General features: G+C 46.1%; 14 protein-coding genes and 1 riboswitch. Of the genes, 1 reads left to right on the top strand and 13 read right to left on the bottom strand.

Features of this window, described 5'->3' with window-relative positions; translation table 11 throughout:
* Positions 1–8 precede the first annotated feature (8 nt).
* The 4 genes from OF158_RS04575 to OF158_RS04560 form a co-directional block, all read right to left on the bottom strand.
* Positions 9–767 (bottom strand): iron ABC transporter ATP-binding protein, encoded by a 759-nt coding sequence (locus OF158_RS04575; protein ID WP_014095858.1) that lies wholly within the window; start codon positions 765–767, stop codon positions 9–11.
* The gene (locus OF158_RS04570; protein WP_035182199.1) at positions 761–1,711 is read right to left on the bottom strand and encodes an iron chelate uptake ABC transporter family permease subunit; all 951 of its coding nucleotides are present in this window, start codon (positions 1,709–1,711) and stop codon (positions 761–763) included. Before OF158_RS04570 ends, OF158_RS04575 begins: the two co-directional genes overlap by 7 nt.
* Entirely contained in the window at positions 1,704–2,654 is a 951-nt protein-coding gene (locus tag OF158_RS04565) for an ABC transporter permease (protein ID WP_035182202.1), read from the bottom strand. The genes OF158_RS04570 and OF158_RS04565 overlap by 8 nt, the downstream gene beginning before the upstream one ends.
* Positions 2,655–2,966: 312 nt before the next feature.
* Positions 2,967–4,163, bottom strand: a complete 1,197-nt coding sequence (locus tag OF158_RS04560; protein WP_225621021.1) for a PDZ domain-containing protein — start codon at positions 4,161–4,163, stop codon at positions 2,967–2,969.
* A gap of 795 nt (positions 4,164–4,958) precedes the next feature.
* Here OF158_RS04560 and OF158_RS04555 point away from each other — a divergent pair.
* A complete protein-coding gene (locus OF158_RS04555; protein WP_017551449.1) occupies positions 4,959–6,134 on the top strand; it encodes an IS256 family transposase in 1,176 nt (391 codons plus the stop codon).
* 714 nt (positions 6,135–6,848) lie between these two features.
* Here the strand turns inward: OF158_RS04555 and OF158_RS04550 are convergent.
* The 9 genes from OF158_RS04550 to ftsE form a co-directional block, all read right to left on the bottom strand.
* Entirely contained in the window at positions 6,849–7,097 is a 249-nt protein-coding gene (locus OF158_RS04550) for a hypothetical protein (protein ID WP_074964141.1), read from the bottom strand.
* Positions 7,098–7,346: 249 nt separating this feature from the next.
* Positions 7,347–8,783: a S41 family peptidase gene (locus OF158_RS04545; protein WP_017551675.1), complete on the bottom strand. Its 1,437-nt coding sequence runs from the start codon at positions 8,781–8,783 to the stop codon at positions 7,347–7,349.
* Between the two features lie 394 nt (positions 8,784–9,177).
* Positions 9,178–10,161: a homoserine dehydrogenase gene (locus OF158_RS04540; RefSeq protein WP_035182209.1), complete on the bottom strand. Its 984-nt coding sequence runs from the start codon at positions 10,159–10,161 to the stop codon at positions 9,178–9,180.
* A 254-nt stretch (positions 10,162–10,415) separates the two neighbouring features.
* Positions 10,416–11,714 (bottom strand): O-acetylhomoserine aminocarboxypropyltransferase/cysteine synthase family protein, encoded by a 1,299-nt coding sequence (locus OF158_RS04535; RefSeq protein WP_026684160.1) that lies wholly within the window; start codon positions 11,712–11,714, stop codon positions 10,416–10,418.
* Positions 11,715–11,817: 103 nt separating this feature from the next.
* Positions 11,818–11,925: riboswitch (SAM riboswitch) on the bottom strand.
* 99 nt (positions 11,926–12,024) lie between these two features.
* Positions 12,025–13,470 (bottom strand): cardiolipin synthase, encoded by a 1,446-nt coding sequence (gene cls / locus OF158_RS04530; RefSeq protein ID WP_014095865.1) that lies wholly within the window; start codon positions 13,468–13,470, stop codon positions 12,025–12,027.
* Between the two features lie 467 nt (positions 13,471–13,937).
* Positions 13,938–15,353 carry an ISLre2-like element ISBco6 family transposase gene (locus OF158_RS04525; protein WP_048339805.1) on the bottom strand — a complete coding sequence of 472 codons (1,416 nt, stop codon included), beginning with the start codon at positions 15,351–15,353 and terminating at the stop codon, positions 13,938–13,940.
* 177 nt (positions 15,354–15,530) lie between these two features.
* Complete coding sequence (locus OF158_RS04520; RefSeq protein ID WP_017551671.1) at positions 15,531–16,874, bottom strand: murein hydrolase activator EnvC family protein; 1,344 nt, start codon at positions 16,872–16,874, stop codon at positions 15,531–15,533.
* Between the two features lie 144 nt (positions 16,875–17,018).
* Entirely contained in the window at positions 17,019–17,903 is an 885-nt protein-coding gene (gene ftsX, locus OF158_RS04515) for a permease-like cell division protein FtsX (RefSeq protein ID WP_014095867.1), read from the bottom strand.
* Complete coding sequence (gene ftsE / locus OF158_RS04510; RefSeq protein ID WP_026684159.1) at positions 17,893–18,579, bottom strand: cell division ATP-binding protein FtsE; 687 nt, start codon at positions 18,577–18,579, stop codon at positions 17,893–17,895. Before ftsE ends, ftsX begins: the two co-directional genes overlap by 11 nt.
* Positions 18,580–19,661: the final 1,082 nt, after the last annotated feature.

Below are 19,661 nucleotides of genomic sequence, written 5' to 3'. Positions count from 1 at the left end.
TCCCCTTTTCATCCATAATATAAGCAAAACTTATTTTGACAGTAATCCTGAATTTGAATATCCATATCGTAAATTTCCTTTAAAACAGAAGGGCGAATGATGTCATCCGTTTTCCCCTGTTTTACGATTTTCCCGTCTTTCATCGCCACAATGTAATCGGAATAAAACGAGGCGAAATTAATGTCGTGAATGACAATTAAAACGGTTTTGCCCAGCTCATCGGCAAGCTTGCGCAACACTTTCATAATCTGGACCGAATGTTTCATGTCAAGATTATTTAACGGTTCATCAAGCAAAATATACTCCGTGTTCTGGGCCAGCACCATTGCGATGTATGCGCGCTGCCGCTGCCCACCGCTCAGTTCATCCAGGTACTGGTTCTCATATTCTTCCAGTTCCATATAGGCAATCGCTTTATCAATCATTTTTTGATCCGAATCCGTGAGCCGTCCTTCTGAATGCGGAAAGCGCCCGAATGCGACAAGTTCCCTTACTGTCAGCCGGATGTTCATATGATTGGACTGCTTCAGGATGGATATTTTTTTCGCCAGCTTTTTACTGTTTGTACGGCTGACGGCCTCCCCGTCTATGTATACATCCCCTTCATCCGAAAATTCAAGCCGGCTGATGATCGAAAGCAGGGTGCTTTTCCCGGCACCATTTGGCCCGATAAAAGAAGTGATTTTCCCTTTTGGAATTTTAACAGACACATGATCAATGACCTTCTTGCTCCCGTAGCTTTTTAAGACATTCATCACATTTACCATGCGCGACTCTCCTTTAAAAGTAAGTAAATAAAATAGATGCCCCCGGCAAAATTGATGATGACGCTGAGCGGAACAGAGAACTGGAAGACTCTTTCCACAAGCAGCTGCCCTCCTGTCAGGAAGACGACGCTGATCAGCATTGCACCCGGTATAAGGATTGTATGCCGGTATGTATCAAAAAATTGATAAGCGACGTTGACAACGAGCAGGCCAAGGAATGTGATCGGTCCGACCAACGCCGTCGAGACGGAGACAAGGATGACGACAATCAAAAGCAGATGTCGCACTACCCGGTTATAATCGACACCAAGGTTGACCGCCTGATCCCGCCCGAGCAGCATCACATCCATAAACTTGGCAAAACGCAAATAATACAACCCGCACAATACAACAAGCACAAAAGAAACCCACAGCAAATGGACATTCACATTGTTGAAGCTGGCAAACATTTTATCCTGCAGCACCTGAAACTCATTCGGATCGATCAGCATTTGCATAAAAGAGGTGAAACTGCCGAATAAAGTGCCAAAAATCATCCCGATCAAAAGCAGAAAATACATATTTTGCCTGCCCCGGCGAAGAATCAAATGGAACAAAACGGCAGAAAACAGCACCATCGCCACAAGTGAAACCACAAAATTGACATGGTTCTGCATCATCGTTAGCGTTTTGGCCCCCATTGCAAAAACGACCGCCGTCTGGATCATGAGATAAAGGGAATCCAGCCCGAGCACGTTCGGCGTTAAAATGCGGTTGTTCGTAATCGTCTGAAAAATAAGGCTTGAAAAGGCAATCGCACAGCCGGTCAGAATGATGGCGAAAATTTTCCGGATTCTTGACGGGATAATATAGTTGAAATCCCAGTAAGACCCGATGCAAATATACGCTGCTATGAGGCCCGCTGCGATTGCGGCAAGCATAAGCAGTTTTGAACGACTATGCATAAGCGTGTCTCCTCAGCAGCAAATATACAAAAATGCCACTCCCGATGATGCCGGCTGTTAAACTGATCGGCACTTCATATGGATAAATGACAAGGCGCCCCAAAATATCGCAAAATAGCAGGAACACTGCCCCAAGCAGCGCCGTCACCGTAATGCTTTTTTTCATATGGTCGCCGCGGTAAATGGACACAATATTTGGAATAATTAAGCCCAGAAACGGGATGGTGCCGACTGTCAGTACAGTTGCCGAAGTAATCAGCGCGACAAGGGCAAGGCCGATATTGACCACCTGCTTGTAATTCAGGCCAAGGTTTTTGGCAAAATCTTCCCCCATGCCGGCGACCGTAAACCGGTTTGCGAACACATACGCGACCAAAACGGCGGGAACTGCTAAATAAAGCATCTCGTACTTCCCTTTCAGCACGCCTGAAAAATCGCCTTGCAGCCATGAGGACAGGCTCTGGATTAAATCGAATTTATACGCAAAGAAAGTCGATACAGAGCTTACGATATTGCCAAACATCAGCCCGACAAGCGGGATGAAAATTGTATCGTTCCATTTAATCCGGCCCAGTATTTTCATGAACAGCAAGGTGCCAGCCAGTGCAAAGCAAAAAGCAACCGCAATTTTGATCAGCGGGCTTGCCGCCGAAAACAGAATGATCGCAACTAAAATGCCGAGCCGGGCACAGTCCATCGTGCCGGCTGTCGTCGGGGAGACAAATTTATTTCTCGTCAACTGCTGCATCACAAGGCCGCAGATGCTCATGCCCATGCCTGCAATGATGATGCTGATCAGACGCGGCAGGCGGCTTGCCAGCAAAATTTCCGTCTGCTCCCTGCTTAAATGGAGCATATCCGCCGGTCTGATATTTTCTGCGCCGATGAAAATTGAAATGATGGACAGGACGGCAAGCAGGGGCACTAAATATCTTTTTTTCATTCCATTCGTACTCCCCCGTTTCTTTTGTCAGCTCGTTGTAATTGATTTTCATTATCAATTATAATTATATTGATAGTGAGAATCATTGTCAATTAAGTTTTCAATATTTTTAACGTGTTTTCCATAGAAAACAGGTTTTGAATTTTGACAGATAGAATTGCAAGGATCATAGTCAACGAAAAACGCAACCGGCCTTTTGAAATCGCCTCCGTACGAGATGGTCAGTGACAAACGCAATTGTGGTTACGATGTGTCGATGAAAAAAGCGGCGGGACCTCCTTTTGGAAGTTTCCGCCGCTTTCTATTTTCCGGTCATCCCGCCTGGTCCGGATCCCAGTTGATGTTATTTTCTACGGTCAATATGCCAAGTTCATGATGCTCGCCTTCATAAAGCGCGCCCTGGGCAAAGCGCATTTCCCCGTTCGTATCGATGACTTCAAGTTTGCAATAAGCCGGGCTTTTCTGTAGGGCACGGTAAAATTCATCCGTATTGCGAACGGGCTCGCCGTTGCATTTGGAAATCACTTCACCGATGGAAAGCCCCATTTTCTCCGCTTTTGAACCCGGTATGATCCCTAAAACGATCATGCCGTTGTTCTGCTGTGTAAAATAATACGGTGCGTTGTTTTCACGCATCCGGTGGCGAATGGAGATCCATGCTCTCGCGACAATGGCAAAAACGGCTGCTACTGCAGGAAAATAAGGAAAATAGAGCCCTGCTGCTCCGATTGCGGTCGTCATGATGCCCGCCCAAATAACCCAGGTCCCGATCCGCTTCAATGCAGATTGCGGTAAAGTGCTCTGGATTTGGTGCTGGAAACCGATTAAAAACGGGACAAGCACCAGTGAAAACGTATGTCCACCCCAGTTCACAACAGGCCACCATGAAGCGGTGACCGAAAGCGGGCCTGCGGGCAGAAAACAAACGACCGGCACAAGCCAGAGTTTTTTGGCCACAAATGCACCGACATTCAAACCGCGCCGGCTTTTCCGCAGTTTCGGGGAAACATGCTTCGTGCCGCTTGTCCTCAGCAGCACGCCTTCCGCTAACAAAAGAAGACCTGCTAAAATGGAGAGCCCGGCAACCATCGCATCGGTTGTGCCGCTCATCCAATCCGGCAGTTGAACCGGCAGCCATGTGAAAACAAAAAACAGGAGTACCGGTATGCCCAAGGTAAATGCCGGTGAGAGAAACCGGAATTGGCCTACGAGCGAAAATAAAATCGTCGCAGCCGCCACCGCAGCAAGAACAGGCCATGACACTTCAACCCCCGCCGCCACTGAGAGAGCGGAAAGGATCAACCCGCATATGAGCCCGGCAGGAAATAAAGACCGCAGTTCAAGCGATCCTTTATAAATCCTGATATGAAAATCGTTTCTTTCCCGCTTCACTCTTGCCGCACCAGAAACGAGCGCGAGCAACAGCGCATAATAGAATATCGGATGGAGAAAAAATCTTCCGATGCCTTTTAACACTTCAATGAGCCAAATCTGTTCCAACCGAAACACCATCCCCCGCACGTACCTATTTGTAGTATTATTTTAGCAGATTTTGGCGAAAAGCGCTTCGAAATTCCGGATTTTGTATGTGTCAAGTTTTTCAGCGATAGGGATATGTACCAAGTTTTTCGCGACAGGGGTTTAAAATCGGGTATTCTAAGACGCTCTTTTTGTACACTTTTGGCTACCGCGCTATGCTTGCTTTCCTGGCTCAGGAGGAAGCTGCCCCGAAGTGACGTAATATTTCTGTATAAAGATGGATAACAGGGGTGTTAATGCGCGCGAAATCCACTCGCTTTTCGTGGGCGGCCGGCGAGCCTCCTCGCTCGTGCCTCGCTGCGGGGATGGACTTCAAAGAGTTCCGGAGGACAGTTCAAAGGGGCATAACTAGACGCGCCCTATGTGAAGGAAGAGTCTCGTTTTTGCTTGCTTTCTTAACGTAGACGCACTCTAGGTGAAGGAAGGACTTCTTTTTTTCGTGCTTCCTTAACATAGACGCAGTCTATGTTAAGAAAGGCCGTCTTTTTTTCGTACTTCCTTAACGTAGACGCGCCCTATGTGAAGAAAGGCCATCAATTTTCTATGCTTTCTTAACGTAGACGAGCTCTATGTGAAGAAAGGCCGTCATTTTTCCGCGCTTCCTTAACGTAGACGGGCTCTATGTGAAGAAAGGACTTCGTTTTTTCGTGCTTCCTTAACATAGACAGATTAAGTCCGTATAATTGTGTAAAAAGAAGGAGTCATTTTATCAACTCTTGGCAACACTGTTTTCAACGACAATAAACAATGAAAAGAGGAGATAAAATGACTCACTTACAGTTTAACCTAAATTTGGATGTTTTAAAAGAAGCCATCATGACTTCAGATCTTGACGCGGTAATTAAATCAGCGGTTGTCCTCGTGTTAAACGAGTTTATGGAAAAGGAAAGGGATGACTATTTAAAAACGAGCCCTTATGAACGCGCTGTTGAACGCCGGGATTACCGGAACGGTTACTATGAACGCGAGCTGTTGATGAGCATCGGCAATGTTACATTAAAAGTTCCCCGGACACGTAATGGCGAATTCTCAACTACCTTATTTGAAAAGTATGCCAGATGTGACCAAGCTTTCGTCCTTTCTATGTTGGAGATGGTCATCAATGGCGTCTCTACCCGTAAGGTCACAAATGTCGTAGAACAGCTTTGCGGTAAGAATGTATCCAAGTCGTTTGTCTCTTCCCTTACGCAAAAACTGGATCCCATTGTGAATGCTTGGGCCGAGAGACCGTTGAATACAACCTACTACCCTTATGTGTTTGTGGACGCCATGTATATAAAAGTACGGGAGCACCATAAGGTCATATCAAAGGCTGTTTATATTGCGACTGCCATTACAGAGAAGAATACACGTGAAATACTGGGTTTAAGCGTTGACCATGCAGAAAGTTTGGAGAGTTGGAGTTCATTTTTTAAACAACTTAAATCACGTGGACTCCAATCACCAAAACTCGTTATTTCCGATGCTCACATGGGCCTTCAGAAAGCAATACAACGGGAATTCATTGGCACTGCTTGGCAAAGGTGCAATGTTCATTTTAAACGCAATATCATTGAAAAACTGCCCAAAAAAGATACTGCAGAAATCCGGGTGATGATTAAGCGCGTGTTTGAGGCCGTTACGATTGAGGACATACGCAAGTTTAAAGATGAATTAATAAACAAATTTGGTACAGAAGCAAGATTTGAAAAAGCCCTGGCCATTTTAGATGAAGGTTTTGAAGATACTATCCAATACATGAACTTTCCTGAGAATATTCGTATGCACATACGGAGTACTAATTCCCTCGAGCGGCTTAACCAAGAGGTTCGTAGAAGGGAAAGGGTCATTCGCATTTTTCCTAATACCCAATCTGCTTTTCGTTTGGTTGGTGCCGTTTTAATGCAGTATCAAGATACAGAATACTCGAAGAGGAAGTCACTTATGGGAAAGAATAGTTAGCAGCATTTTCAGCTTAACTTCCATCATGGATGATTTCATCTCCGGGAAGGGATGTCAAATTGAAAGGCATTTGACATCCCTTCCCGGAGATGAAGAAAAAAATCCATGGAAGTTAAGCCGAAAAAATGAAAGGGTGGTTGAAAACATTTGCCCATAAATTTACACAATAACCTGGACTTGACTCATAGACACAGTCTATGTTAAGAAAGGCCGCCTTTTTTCCGCACTTCCTTAACGTAGACGCGCCCTATGTGAAGGAAGGCCATCAATTTTCTATGCTTTCTTAACGTAGACGAGCTCTATGTGAAGAAAGGCCGTCATTTTTCCACACTTCCTTAACGTAGACGCACTCTATGTGAAGAAAGGTCTTCTTATTTCCGCGCTTCCTTAACGTAGACAGGTTCTATGTTAAGAAAGGCCGCCTTTTTTCCACGCTTCCTTAACATAGACGGACTCTATGTTAAGGAAGGCCTTCTTTTTCCCGCGCTTCCTTAACATAGGGCTTGCTGAATAAGCAAAATTCCTAGATTTGGCAAGGATGCTGACAGCTTTGGCAAAAATTTAAATACAAGGGGATTATAAAAATCCAAAGAAAAGCTTGCACTTGAAAACTGATTCAATGTATAGAAAAGACAGAATCGCATTTTCGAAGTTCTTCTAGAGCTTACTGACAAAGTGGGGACAAACGCAGAAGCGGATTCGTTCAGCAAGCCCTTATGCCATCCAACTGTCAAATAAGTATCCTACACAAATTAAGAGAATTGCAAAAAGGAAGTGGACCTTTTTTTCGTTTATTCCTGTTCTTTCTAAAATAAGAATTATGACTGCTACCAATCCAATATATACTGCACTTGCTACAAAGTTACTTACATTCGCCAAAAAGAGCGTGGGATACTTTTGACAAAAACCAGCTGTAACACCAAAAACAAGTAACAATAAAGGAATTCTTAATTTCCAATACATCATTAACCCCTTTTTCAAAGGCATAGTTATCTTTTCTTTATTATATTACCGTCATAAGACAATGACCATAAGGATTTTTTCCAGACTCATAGATTTTCTGTCCAAACCGGCATCCACGTTTATTTTTCCGTTTTTTTACAATTGCGCTGGGAGTCGCAAAAAGTGGCAGTAAGACAGAGACATGAGAGTTAAGGGCAAAAAAAGCAAGTTGCTGCACGTTGGCTTGCAACCCGGTCCGCTAAAACGGTGTTACTTGCTGACAACCTTTAATGCGACTTGCAGCTGCAAATCGTTTTTTTCCGCGTGCGCCATTTTGTACAGCGATTTTTCCATTTCATCGGCCGTTTTTTGATTGATGCTGCCGGTTACCGGAAGGCCTTTGTCAAACTGGAACGCCTTGACGGCATTTTCCGTCTGGATATCGAAATAACCGTCTTCCCTTCCCGGTGAAAAACCAAGACTCTTTAGCATTTGCTGGGCGGTTTTGATTTGGGTGTTGTTCATATCCTTTTTCAAAATGTGTGCAATTTGCAAAGCCTGGGCATCAAAATAGTCCGGCTGTTTCACTTCAATCGTCGGGGCAATGCCTTTATGATGGATCCAATGGCCATCGGGCGTAAGCCATTTAAACATGGTGAGTTTGATGATGCTCTCATCTTCCATCGGCACCGCTTCCTGCACCGTCCCTTTGCCGAATGTCCGGACGCCAATTAACGGATAATTTTCCGTTTCATGAAGTGCTGCCGCCATTATTTCAGAAGCGCTCGCGCTGCCTTTATCGACGAGAACCGCAACCGGGTAAGCCTTCTTTTTCTTCAGTTTGGACACATACTGGACACGGTGCCCGCTCCGTTCCTCAATTTGCAAATACGGCTTGTTTCTTGTAACAAACTGCTTGAGAATCGCTTCAACACTGGAAAGAAGGCCGCCCGGATTTCCCCGTACATCAATAACAAGCCCTTCCATGCCGCGGTTTTCAAGTTTTTCGAGCTGCTGTGCAAAATCTGTTGCCGTATCTTTTGAAAACTGGGTAATGCCGATATAACCGATTTTTTTCCCGTTTGCCTTTTTCATTTTCGAGTAGACCGTGTCAAGCGGGATTTCATCACGTTTGACCGTCACTGTCATCTGTTTGCCGGATCCGGCCCTTGAAATACCCAGCTTCACATTGGAGCCTTTTTTTCCTCTGATTCGTGTTGTCACTTCGTATAAGTCCATGCCTGCCGTACTTTTTCCGTTAATTGTTGTAATCACGTCTTCCGGGCGCAGTCCCGCTTTTTCCGCCGGGGAGTTTCTATAAGGAGAAACAATCAGTATTTTTCCGTTTTTTTTGGTAATTTCGGCGCCGATGCCTTGAAAAGAGGAATCCAGCGTGTCATTGAATTGCGCGGCTGTCTCTTTGTCCATGTAGACGGAATACGGATCGTCCAATGTACTGACCATGCCTTTGATTGCGCCTTCCACGAGTGTTTTTTCGTCAACTTTCCGGACATAGGAACTTTTGATTAATTGGTATGCCTGGGCAATTTTTGTGAGGTCCGGCATATTGCTTGTCCCACCGGTTGTTTCCTGGCGGGTGGGGGCTGCCTTGTCCTTTTGTGAAAACCATTGGCCTGCCGTATAGCCGCCGCCTGCACCGGCAAGCAGCGATCCCGAAATCGCAAGCGCCAGCCATTTTCGTTTCATGGTGATGCCCTCCTTGTACAAGAAGCGCCGCCAAAAGCGGGGTTCTTCATCTCGATAATTCAATATATGTACAAGCCGGGGGGCATATGCCGGGTAGCGGAAAAAGACGGCGAAAGTCCCGCCGAGGATGCAAACAGGCTGCCGTGAAGCTAAAAAATGCGTAATGCAAAACGGGCTCTGGTTTCTTTAGGGGATACGCGATCCGGCCATGACCATGCTGTTCACAAAACAGCACGAACGGGACGGAGCCACCATCACAACATGTAAAAAAGAAGCCTCTTCCGCTAAGCCGGCAAAGCAAAAACGGAAGAAGCCGTAAAGAGGTTGAGGGGTTCTCCCCCCGCGCTAAAATGACATCTTAGCATCGCAAAAAATATGGATACGTTTCCTTGGTTCACGAAACGGCATCCAATTGCGGAACGGGCCGGTAACCCGCCGCAAAGTCTTCAATCATGGCGCTTGCCGTCGGAAATTTTCCGGCACCCGGACCTGTAAGGGTAATTTTTCCGATCAGGCTGCCGTAAATCGTGATGGCATTGTTGACGCCTTCCACCGCATAAAGGGCGTGTTCGGGAGGGACAAGGACAGGCTTAACGGATGCTTTCAGCGTACCGCCATCACGGTATATGTCCGCAATATGCTTATAACGGAGTCCCTGCCGATCCGCTCTTTCAATATCCGCAAGCGAGAGGCCGCCTATGCCTTCAACTTCTACTTTCTCCCAGTCCGGCTGGGTTCCGAATACGAGCCGACTCAGGATCATCAGCTTGCAAAAGGCGTCCTGCCCTTTTACATCATTGCCCGGGTCAGCTTCTGCATAGCCGTGCTGCCTGGCAATTTCCAACGCTTCTTCAAACGGAAGATGTTTTTCGCGCATGGCCGATAAAACAAAATTGGATGTGCCGTTTAAAATCGCCTGTACACGCTGGATATCATTAACCTGAAGCTGCTGGGAAATCGTCCGAATCACAGGGATGCCGCCTGCAGTTGTCGCTTCGTAACCGACAAACACGCCTTTTTCTTTCGCTTTTTCAAGCAACACATTCCCATATCGTGCAAACATGACTTTATTGGCAGTAATGACGTGGCAGCCTTTTTCAATCGCTTGTAAACAGTAAGAAAAGCCTGGTTCTTCCCCGATAATCGCTTCAAACACGACTTCAAGGCCGGGAATGGCGAGAACTTCCCGGAAGTCCGTCGTAACGAGTACAGAACTGTCAATGTTCCGCTTTTTTCGGGGGTTTTTGATCAGAACCGCTGCAATCTCTACCTCGGCATGCAGCTTTTCTTTCAGCTGCTCCCGGTGGGTCCGGACCGCTTCGTACACGCCCTGGCCGACCGTCCCAAAGCCGAGCAGCGCTGCTTTAATCACTCTCATTATCCAAACTCCTCCCTACATCTAGCGCTCTTTCGCCTCTGAAGCGTTTTGTTCATTTAAAACGGTCAAGCGGTCCGACAGTATTCGGTGCAGCCGGTATCCAGAAGCTCCCGATCTGGATCAGGTATGCAGACCGTCCGGGCCGCAACATTGTTCAATGGGATCAGCCCAGAACATCGTATAAGTTTTCCGGATCGCCTGTTGGCATTCGCATGGCGGCCTTCGCACGAATCTGCCGGACCCGCTCCCCGCTTTTACCGGGCTGTAACGGCTGTTGCTTTTGTAATGGCCTGATCGAGGTCGGCTGTCAAATCTTCGACGGCTTCAAGCCCGACGGACAGGCGGATCAAATCGCCTGTGACCCCTGATTTTTCCAGTTCTTCATCGCTCAGCTGCGAATGCGTAGTCGTTGCCGGGTGGATGATCAGCGATTTCGCGTCGCCGACATTCGCTACATGCGACCACAGCTTAATATTGTCGATCACGCGTCTTCCTGTTTCCCGGCCGCCTTTCACACCAAAGTTGACAATGGAGCCGTAACCGCCGTTCAAATATTTTTGCGCCAGCTCATGGGACGGATGGTCTTCAAGGCCCGGGTAATTGACCCAAGCAACATCTGGATGGTTTTTCAGAAATTCCGCGACTTTCAATGCATTTTCGTTATGCCTTTCCACACGCAGATGCAGCGTTTCAAGCCCTTGCAGGAATAAAAAGGCGTTGTCCGGGCTTAAAGCAGGCCCGAAGTCGCGCAAAAGCTGAACGCGAAGTTTTGTGGCGAACGCAGCCTGTGCCGTGTCGACGCCGTAGCGCAAGCCGTGATAGCTCGGATCCGGTTCGCTAAAGTCCGGGAATTTGTCTGTGTTCCAGTCAAAACACCCGCCGTCAACGGCAACACCGCCGATCGCCGTTCCGTGCCCGCCGATCCATTTTGTCGCCGAATGGACAACCACGTCCGCGCCCCATTTGATCGGATTCGCGCCATACGGAGAAGCAAACGTGTTGTCGACAATCAAAGGAATACCGTTTTCATGGGCCACTTCCGCCACTTTTTCCACGTCGAGCACCTGCAGGCTTGGGTTGCCGATAATTTCCGCGTACAATGCTTTTGTTTTCGGGGTGATCGCCTGGCGGAACGCTTCAGGGTCGGACCCGTCCACAAACTTGACGTTAATGCCGTATTTCGGCAATGTCACAGCAAACAAATTATAGGTGCCGCCGTAAAGATTGCTGGCGGATACGATGTCATCACCCGCACGCACGATGTTCAAAATGGAAAAGGCAATGGCCGATGCGCCGGATGATAAACCGACAGCCGCTGTTCCGCCTTCCAGTGCAGCAACACGTTTTTCAAAAACATCCACAGTCGGATTGCCGAGACGGGAATAAATGAAACCTTCTTTTGATAAATTGAAGACGCCCTCCGCATGTTCTGTATCCGGAAAAACGTAAGAAGTCGTCCGGTATACCGGTACGGCGCGCGATCCTGTCGCCGGGTCCGGTTCCTGGCCGCCGTGCAACAATAAAGTTTCCGGTTGGAATGATGGTTGTGTCATTTTAAAGCCTCCTGATTTTTTAAAATTTTTTCGTGAAAGATGGAAGAGGAAATGAAAAAACCCTCTTCGTAAGGGAAGAGGGTTACAATGTATGTAAGTTCCTCCCTTATCTTTCAGACGCATGTCTGTAGGAATTAGCACCTTTTCAGGCAAATGCCTGAAGGTTGCCGGGCTTCGCAGGGCCTAGTCCCTCCGCCGCTCTCGATAAGAGTTTCTTTTCATAATTCAATTTTGAATGACTTATTGTTTAAGATTATAGAAGAACAATGGCAAACCGTCAACCTTTTTTTGAAAAAATTTTCTTTTTCTTCTACAATATTGGCGACAATAGCCGGGAAATGGACTCTTTAAACCGCACATAAAGCGGCCGGTTCTGGTAATCATGGAGCGTTAATTCGGTTGATTCGGCCATATCGTCCCGGAAAACGCCGGCAAGTGTGCCGGAAAGCTCACGGTCGTACAGCACGGCGTTCACTTCAAAATTGAGACGGAAACTGCGCACATCGATATTGGCCGTCCCAACGGAAGCAATTTTCCCGTCTACGACAATCATTTTCGCATGGATGAACCCTTTTTGATAAATGTACACTTTGACGCCCGTTTTTAACAGCTGGCCGATGTTGGAAAGCGTCGCCCAATAGACAAACATATGATCCGGTTTATTTGGAATCATAATCCGAACATCCACTCCGGATAAGGCGGCAAGCGTCAGCGCATTCAGGAGGCTGTCATCCGGAATAAAATACGGTGTTTGCAAATAAATATATTTTTTGGCGGAATTGATCATTTTAATATAGCTGTTTTTAATCTGCTCCCATTCAGAATCGGGGCCGCTTGAGACGATTTGGATATCGGTTTCACCCTGCGATGGGATGACCGGGAAATAACGTTCTTCATCTCTTACATCATGCGGTGACGCCTGATTCCAGTCCAAAATAAAGCGGGTCTGCATGGCATAAACAGCACTCCCTACAATCCGTAGATGCGTATCCCGCCAGTAACCGAATTTCTTATTCAGGCCAAGATACTCATCCCCGACATTAAAACCGCCGATATATCCGATCTGCCCATCAATAATCGCCAATTTCCGGTGATTCCTGAAATTGACGCGCAAATTGACGAGCGGGATCCGGGCAGGAAAAAAGGACGCCACTTCCCCACCAGCAACAACAAGCGGCCGGAAAAATTTGCGGCGGAACAGCATCCGCGACCCCATATCATCATAAAGCAGCCGCACCTTTACGCCTTCTCTTGCTTTTTGCGACAGCAGTTCAATCAATTCATGGCCGAGGCGGTCATTCCGGAAAATATAATATACAAGATGAATACTGTCTTTTGCATTCCGGATGTCTTCAAATAAAGCCTCGAATTTTTTCCTGCCGTCTGTAAATATATCGACGTGATTGTCCTGGGAAAGGATTGCCCCGTCATTCATCAGCAGCATATAAACGAGATCCTTGTACTGGATTGTCCGCTCATCATGAAACGGAAACCGGTTTTCGCGCAGCAGTTCAATTTGCTGCTGGGAAATTTCCTTAATGCCGATCTTCTCCTGTACCTTCCAGTCAAAAATTTTCCGGCGGCTTAAATTTTGCCCGAATACCAAATACAGGATAAAGCCGGCAATCGGCAGGAATAATAGCACCAAAAGCCATGCCCAAGTTGCGCCGACATCTCGCCGTTCCAGGAAAATAACGGTTCCCGCCAGAATAAAATTCAAAAGAAACAAGATAACCAGTAGTACCGTTATAATCATTGCGTTCTCCTTTTCGTACACCCTTTGTTCCTGCTTGAGGTTTGTTCCCGGCCGGTATCCGGGAACACGGTGAAGTGTTTTGGAATTGATATAGGATATGTTTGCGCAGCAAAAATAACAATTGTATCATACCATAATATTTGCGCCTTACCTATCGTACAGCACTTTCCGTATGTGTCAAGTTTTTCTCGACAAGGTTTAAATATCGGGTATTCCAAGACACTCTTTTTGTACACTTTCGGCTACCGTGCTTTACTTGCTCGGTGTAATTTTCGGAAAAGATGTAATATTTCCGTATAAAGATGGATAACGGGGATGTTGAGGCGCGCGAAATTCACTCGCTTTCCGCGGGCGGCCGGCGAGCCTCCTCGCTCGTACCTCGCTGCGGGGTCTCTCCTGGCTCGCTTTTCCCGCAGGAGTCTCGTAAATTTCGCGCGCCTCAACGATCAGTCCCCACTGAGCCAGGCTTAAAACGAAAGCTCTAATATTTTGCTTAAATGTCCCATTGCCGATGAACTGCTTGAATGCAGGGCAACTGATCCGTGCTTTACGCCCACTGACGGGCGTACAGGCTGCTTGAGTAGTTGAGACATCCTGATGGATTGTTTCAAGTTCCGTTGCTTTCTCTCGCTTCTTGAACGGTGTTTCAGATAGGCTTCTCTCAATGTCCCATTGAGTATGCCTTGTTTGATTTTCACCATGGCTTCTGCGCCAAGTTCACTCCAATGCATGCCCCTTTTTTTCATCCTGAAGGAGATATGCCTTTGATTCGATTCCATCGCTCCTAGGCCTCTCGCACCTTCCGGCACGTTTTTCACCCTGTCCCTCCAGTCAAAAATGCGGTCCCAGTTTTTCAAGATATACGAACGGAATTCCTTGATTTTCTTGAGGGCCTTTTTATCCGTCAAGGTGCTTTCGTGCGTATCCAAATATAACGTGAATTGGTCCAGGTCATGCGTTCTAATCGCTTTTCTAATTTGCTCCTTGATCTCGCTCTTTCCGCCCCCAAATGTCCTTATGATGGCTTGTGCAACGTGGTAGGTATCCAGCTGGTTGAGCACCGGAAATTCCGACTGTGAGAATGCTGTTTGAAACCGTTCAGCTGTGTACCCAGCACCTCCATCACTGTTTGTAATGACTTGCGCTTTTTCGAGGGAATAGGTGTTGGCAGCTGTGGCTTGGACTTCATCCCAAAATGTCTGAATGTCTTCCGTCGTCATGATGACTGTGGGCTGACGCAGGGAGACCCTTTTTCCATTGGTTTCCCATCCCTCATAGAGAATGGCGTGGTGGACTTCCATACTCTGTTTCTTTTTTAGTCCCCGAACGAATACACCATCTGCTTCAGAAAACAGGTAGTCTACCTTCTTCCCCTCAGGCAGGGAAACAGCTATTTCTAGCTCTTCTACAAGTGCCTTATCGGCTTCCGCCTGAGTTTTCCCTACGTGTTTTACCATGTTCCCTACAGTTGTGTGACTAAGACTCACTGCTGTCCACTCTTTTAAAATATCAGCTACTTCCCGATAGGTGTTCTCACTTGCCAACTCTGCCACCTTTAATTCCACTAACGGGCTGTATCGTTGGTGTGGTACCAGCCCTAACCATTCATCCAGAGGATAATGGGAATTTCCTCTCTTGTCATGCATTAATGAGCGTTTAAAGGTCACACTTCCAAATAGAAACTGAATGTTTCTGTTATCACTCCGGCAGTACACCCAGCCCTCCTCTAACTTCTCCTGTTTAATTATTTTATCTAACTCTTCAAATATTTCCCCAACCCATTGTGTAAAAGCCTTCTGCATCAGAAGTTTAAGCTGTTCTTCAAATTCGATAAGACTCTTTGTATCCTTTAATAATCCAGCAATTATTGATATAATATCCATGGGAAGACCTCTCTCTCTAGATGTTCATCTTGAAGTGTACAATTAGATGATAGAGCGTCTTCCCATTTTTTTCCACTCATATGCCCCGTCGAGTAAAATTTTACACATACGCACTTTCCCTGCCATTGCATGCAAAAAGAACCGCACCAATGGATACGGTTCTTTTTTTCGTCCTTATTAAAAGTTAACATAGTTTCTCGGGTTTTGGGCACCGGTATGTGGCGGTGGTGTCCAGCGGCCGTTATAAATTTCAAAGTGAAGATGCGGTCCTGTTGATTCCCCGGTATTTCCCATTGCTCCGATCTGCTGCCCTTTGCTGACGTGCTGCCCGGTGCTGACGCTGTACGAGCTCAAATGGGCATAAACGGTTGTGTACAACTTCCCGTTAATATAGTGGGTGATCATGACGCAATTCCCGTATGAAGAAGAGTGGTACGCCCTGAACACGACACCGTCGGCTGCAGCGACAACCGGTGTCCCGATGCTGTTGGCAATGTCAATGCCCGGATGGAACCCGCCGGAACGCCCGCCGAATTCAGATGAAATATATCCGGATGCCGGTCGCGTAAAGGACCCGGAAGATACTTGCGGAAGGGATCCGCCGGAATGGCTCCCGGAACTTGACTTGACCGATGCAGAGCGGGTTGTCCCTGCGTTTGATCCTGCTGATCCTGTTGATCCTGCATTCGTTTGTGCCTTTGCTGCTGCATCTGCTTTTGCTGCAGCCTTTCTTTCTTCCTCCGCTTGCTTTTTCGCAAACGCAATGGCTTTTTCAATGGAAGCTTTTTGGTCAGCCAGGATGCTCTTTTGTTCACTCAGCGACATTTTCTCTTCTTTAAGGCTGTCTTTTTGTTTTTCCAGCTTTTTGATTAATGCCGATTTCTCGCTCTCATCCTGTTTCAGACTGTCTTTTAATGATTGTAAATCAGACAGCATCGATTCCAAATCGGACAGTTTCTTTTCCACTGAAGCCTGTTTGTCCTTTAAATCCTGTTCATCTTTTTTCTGTTCTTCCAAAATTTGCCGGTCTGCTTCAACCAATGTCTTCACTGCTGAAAAGCGGTCAATAAAATCACCAACGCTTTTCGCTTCAAGAAAAACATCCAAATAATTGACCGAACCGCCGCCGTTTTTCTGCATGGCACGGGCGCGGTCTTTTAAAATAGCGTTCCGGTCTTCAATCCGCTTTTTGATTTCAGCGATATTTTTCTTCAAATCAGCAATCTGGTCTTTCGTTGTGCTGATATTCTGTTCCTGCTCGCTGATTTTTTTGTTCGCCGATTGAATTTTCGATTCAATGGCCTCAAGCTGGCCGCCGAGAGAAGCCTGCTTGTCTTGAATGTCGGAAATCTGGTTTTCTTTTTTGTTCATCTCTGATTCGACATTGGAAAGTTTACTCTCAATCTCGCTTTTTTTCTGCTGCAAATCGCCGGCCGCAGCAGCATTGGACTGGTAGCCAAGCATGCCGCCCAAGCTGAGCGTGAACACAACGGCAGCAGGCAGAATGGAACGCTTCTTCATCTTTTTCCCCCTCAAAGCAAAATGTTTTTGTTTTATGTATCCGGGGACGCAACGCCCCGTTTTTCCTGTGTTTTAAAATGAACAGAAAGGGTATAGAATAAAAAATCAGGCGGACGGGAGTGGAATGCATCCCGGCCGTTCCCGTTACACTTTCAAATAACGGCGGATCGACATCGAACTGCCCCAGATTCCAATGCAGACGCCAAGTACAAGCAGCAGGCCGTCTACGCCGTAAATGAACGGGCTGATATCAAGCATATGGATAATATTGTTTTGCAGCTTCGGCTCTACGATTTTATAAACAGAGTAATAGCCGAAGGAAATCAGCACAATCGGCAGAATGGACCCCAGGATTCCGAGCCAGAGCCCTTCGAGAAGAAACGGCCAGCGGATAAACCAGTTTGTCGCCCCTACCAGTTTCATAATCTCGATTTCTTTTCTTCTGGCAAAAATCGTAATTTTAATCGTATTTGAGATAAGGAACATCGCCGTAAGCAGCAGGGCAATGATTAACACAAGCCCGACATTGCGGCAGATACTTAAAACATGGAACAGCTTTTCCACTTTTCCTTTACCATAAATGACGGATTCGACATGGTCCATTTTTTGAATTTGCGCCGCAACTTTTGGCGTGTCCGTCGGCTGCTTTGTTTTGACAATAAATACGTCATACAATGGGTTGTCCTGCTGGAACAGTTTAAAGTCATCACCCATTCTTTTAATCAATTCTTTTAGTTCCTGTTGTTTAGAAGAAAACTTGACGGAATTGACGGCATTCAGACTCTCAATCTCGCTTTCCAGTTTTTCCCTGTCGGCAGCCTTCGCCGCTAAGTCGATATGGACGCGAATTTCCACGTCGTTTTCAATATCGGAAGCAAATTTATTCATGTTCAGGATGATCACGAAAAATACGCCGACAAGAAGCAGGGTAATCGTTACGGCACTTGCCGATGCAAACATCATCCAGCCATTCCGGCCAAGGCTTTTAAAACTTTCCCGGAAGTGGCGTTTAAGCGTATTAATCTTCATAACCGTAACCTCCCAGCTGCTCATCGCGCACCACTTTCCCGCCTTCAATGGCAATGACGCGGTGCTTGTTTGTGTTTACAATATCACGGTTATGGGTAGCCATGACAACCGTTGTCCCGGTTACGTTGATGTCTTCGAGGATTTTCATAATGTCCCATGAAGTTTCCGGGTCGAGGTTTCCTGTCGGCTCGTCGGCAATGACCACTTTCGGCATGTTGACGATGGAACGCGCGATGGAAACCCGCTGCTGTTCACCGCCGGACAACTCAGAAGGCAGCATTCTTGCTTTATTTTTCAACCCGACCTGGTCGAGTACTTCCATGACGCGGCTCCGGATATAAGAAGGTTCCTGCTCGATCACTTCGAGAGCAAACGCGATATTTTCATATACAGTCAATGTCGGTAGCAGCTTAAAATCCTGGAATACGACACCGATCTGCCGTCGGAAATAAGGGATTCGTTTGTCCCGGAGTTTTGAAAGATTGATGCCGTTTACAGTGACGGTCCCTGCTGTCGGCTTTTCTTCGCGGTAAATCAGTTTGACGAGCGTGGACTTACCCGCGCCGCTCGGGCCAACGATATAAACAAATTCGCCCTGGTTGATTTTTATATTTAACCCGCTCACAGCCATGACGCCGTTCGGGTACTTTTTATAGACGTCCTTTAATTCTATCATTTCCTCACCTAGCTTTTTTTCAATGTAACGTGCCGGAATGAAAAATGTGTCAACGGCACCGGCAAAAAACGCCAATTTTTGCATTCCCTGCACACCCGTCCCTGTAAAAGAGCCGTACAGGATGATTTGCTGTAAGAAAAGGCTGTGTGAAAACCTTTCCGCATAAAATTTGACTTTTTTCTCTTTTCAACGCGCGAGAATTCGCATAATTGCTCGAAATTCGCACATTTATTATTATAGCATCCCTACCCTTGAGCGACATTACAGTTTTGTTTCAAATTTTCTAATGGGGGTGAACATTTTTTTGAGGATCGCTTCGCATTTTGGAACTTTTTAAGCCTTGTCTGAAACTATAAATGAATACCGTTGACACTTCCCCATCATTCTCCCTCCCTCGACAAAAAATAGGGATTCCCGTCGTATGGGAATCCCTATTTTCATTCACTGTGTCCTCGCATTCACTTTTTCGAAAAAAACCCGGTAATAAAAGAAATTACGCTTACAACACAGTCCGCCACTAAAAATGTCCCTATTCATCTATTTTCATTATATCCTTGACCTGTAATGTTAGTTGGTACGAAGATCATAATAATGCCTGAACCTAACCACTACTAATCAATTGTAATATAGATAGCATGGTTACAAATGATTCCTTTATATCATAAGCATTCTCATTTTGGCAGTGCCATATATACTGATATTGCCAAAAAAATGAACCCGACTACAAGTTCAATCCCAAATCTGGCTGTCTTGTTTTTCCTGTACTTAAAGCTGTTCACAAGAAGAACAATGCCAACAACAAAGCAAAAAAGCATGACCCAAAACCCCATGATTTTCCCCTCCGCATTCTTCCATAAAGATCAATTGACTCTCAATTTTCTCGTTCATTTTCAAAGACTCATAAATATTGATCTACACCAAATAATTATCACTCCTCCACATTTAAATGGAATACACCAAAGAGTCTCTCTTTGTGCAAACCTCATTTTGGTTGACTATAGGACTGTTGCATCGTATGAATTTATTCCCTGTATTACAACCAATTGGAATTTTTTTACATTATAACACACGGCTTTTATATT

Origin of the sequence: Weizmannia sp. WK01 (assembly GCF_025905465.1) — a bacterium.
GTDB lineage: Bacteria > Bacillota > Bacilli > Bacillales > Bacillaceae_C > Weizmannia > Weizmannia faecalis.
Note: the sequence above shows the minus strand (reverse complement) of the source record. Positions and strands in the feature narration are given on the sequence as shown.

Coding starts and splice junctions, on each gene's coding strand:
- OF158_RS04575 (WP_014095858.1), bottom strand. CDS start 767: ATGGTAAATGTGATGAATGTCTTAAAAAGCTACGGGAGCAAGAAGGTC.
- OF158_RS04570 (WP_035182199.1), bottom strand. CDS start 1,711: ATGCATAGTCGTTCAAAACTGCTTATGCTTGCCGCAATCGCAGCGGGC.
- OF158_RS04565 (WP_035182202.1), bottom strand. CDS start 2,654: ATGAAAAAAAGATATTTAGTGCCCCTGCTTGCCGTCCTGTCCATCATT.
- OF158_RS04555 (WP_017551449.1), top strand. CDS start 4,959: ATGACTCACTTACAGTTTAACCTAAATTTGGATGTTTTAAAAGAAGCC.
- OF158_RS04550 (WP_074964141.1), bottom strand. CDS start 7,097: ATGTATTGGAAATTAAGAATTCCTTTATTGTTACTTGTTTTTGGTGTT.
- OF158_RS04545 (WP_017551675.1), bottom strand. CDS start 8,783: ATGAAACGAAAATGGCTGGCGCTTGCGATTTCGGGATCGCTGCTTGCC.
- OF158_RS04540 (WP_035182209.1), bottom strand. CDS start 10,161: ATGAGAGTGATTAAAGCAGCGCTGCTCGGCTTTGGGACGGTCGGCCAG.
- OF158_RS04535 (WP_026684160.1), bottom strand. CDS start 11,714: ATGACACAACCATCATTCCAACCGGAAACTTTATTGTTGCACGGCGGC.
- cls (WP_014095865.1), bottom strand. CDS start 13,470: ATGATTATAACGGTACTACTGGTTATCTTGTTTCTTTTGAATTTTATT.
- OF158_RS04525 (WP_048339805.1), bottom strand. CDS start 15,353: ATGGATATTATATCAATAATTGCTGGATTATTAAAGGATACAAAGAGT.
- OF158_RS04520 (WP_017551671.1), bottom strand. CDS start 16,874: ATGAAGAAGCGTTCCATTCTGCCTGCTGCCGTTGTGTTCACGCTCAGC.
- ftsX (WP_014095867.1), bottom strand. CDS start 17,903: ATGAAGATTAATACGCTTAAACGCCACTTCCGGGAAAGTTTTAAAAGC.
- ftsE (WP_026684159.1), bottom strand. CDS start 18,579: ATGATAGAATTAAAGGACGTCTATAAAAAGTACCCGAACGGCGTCATG.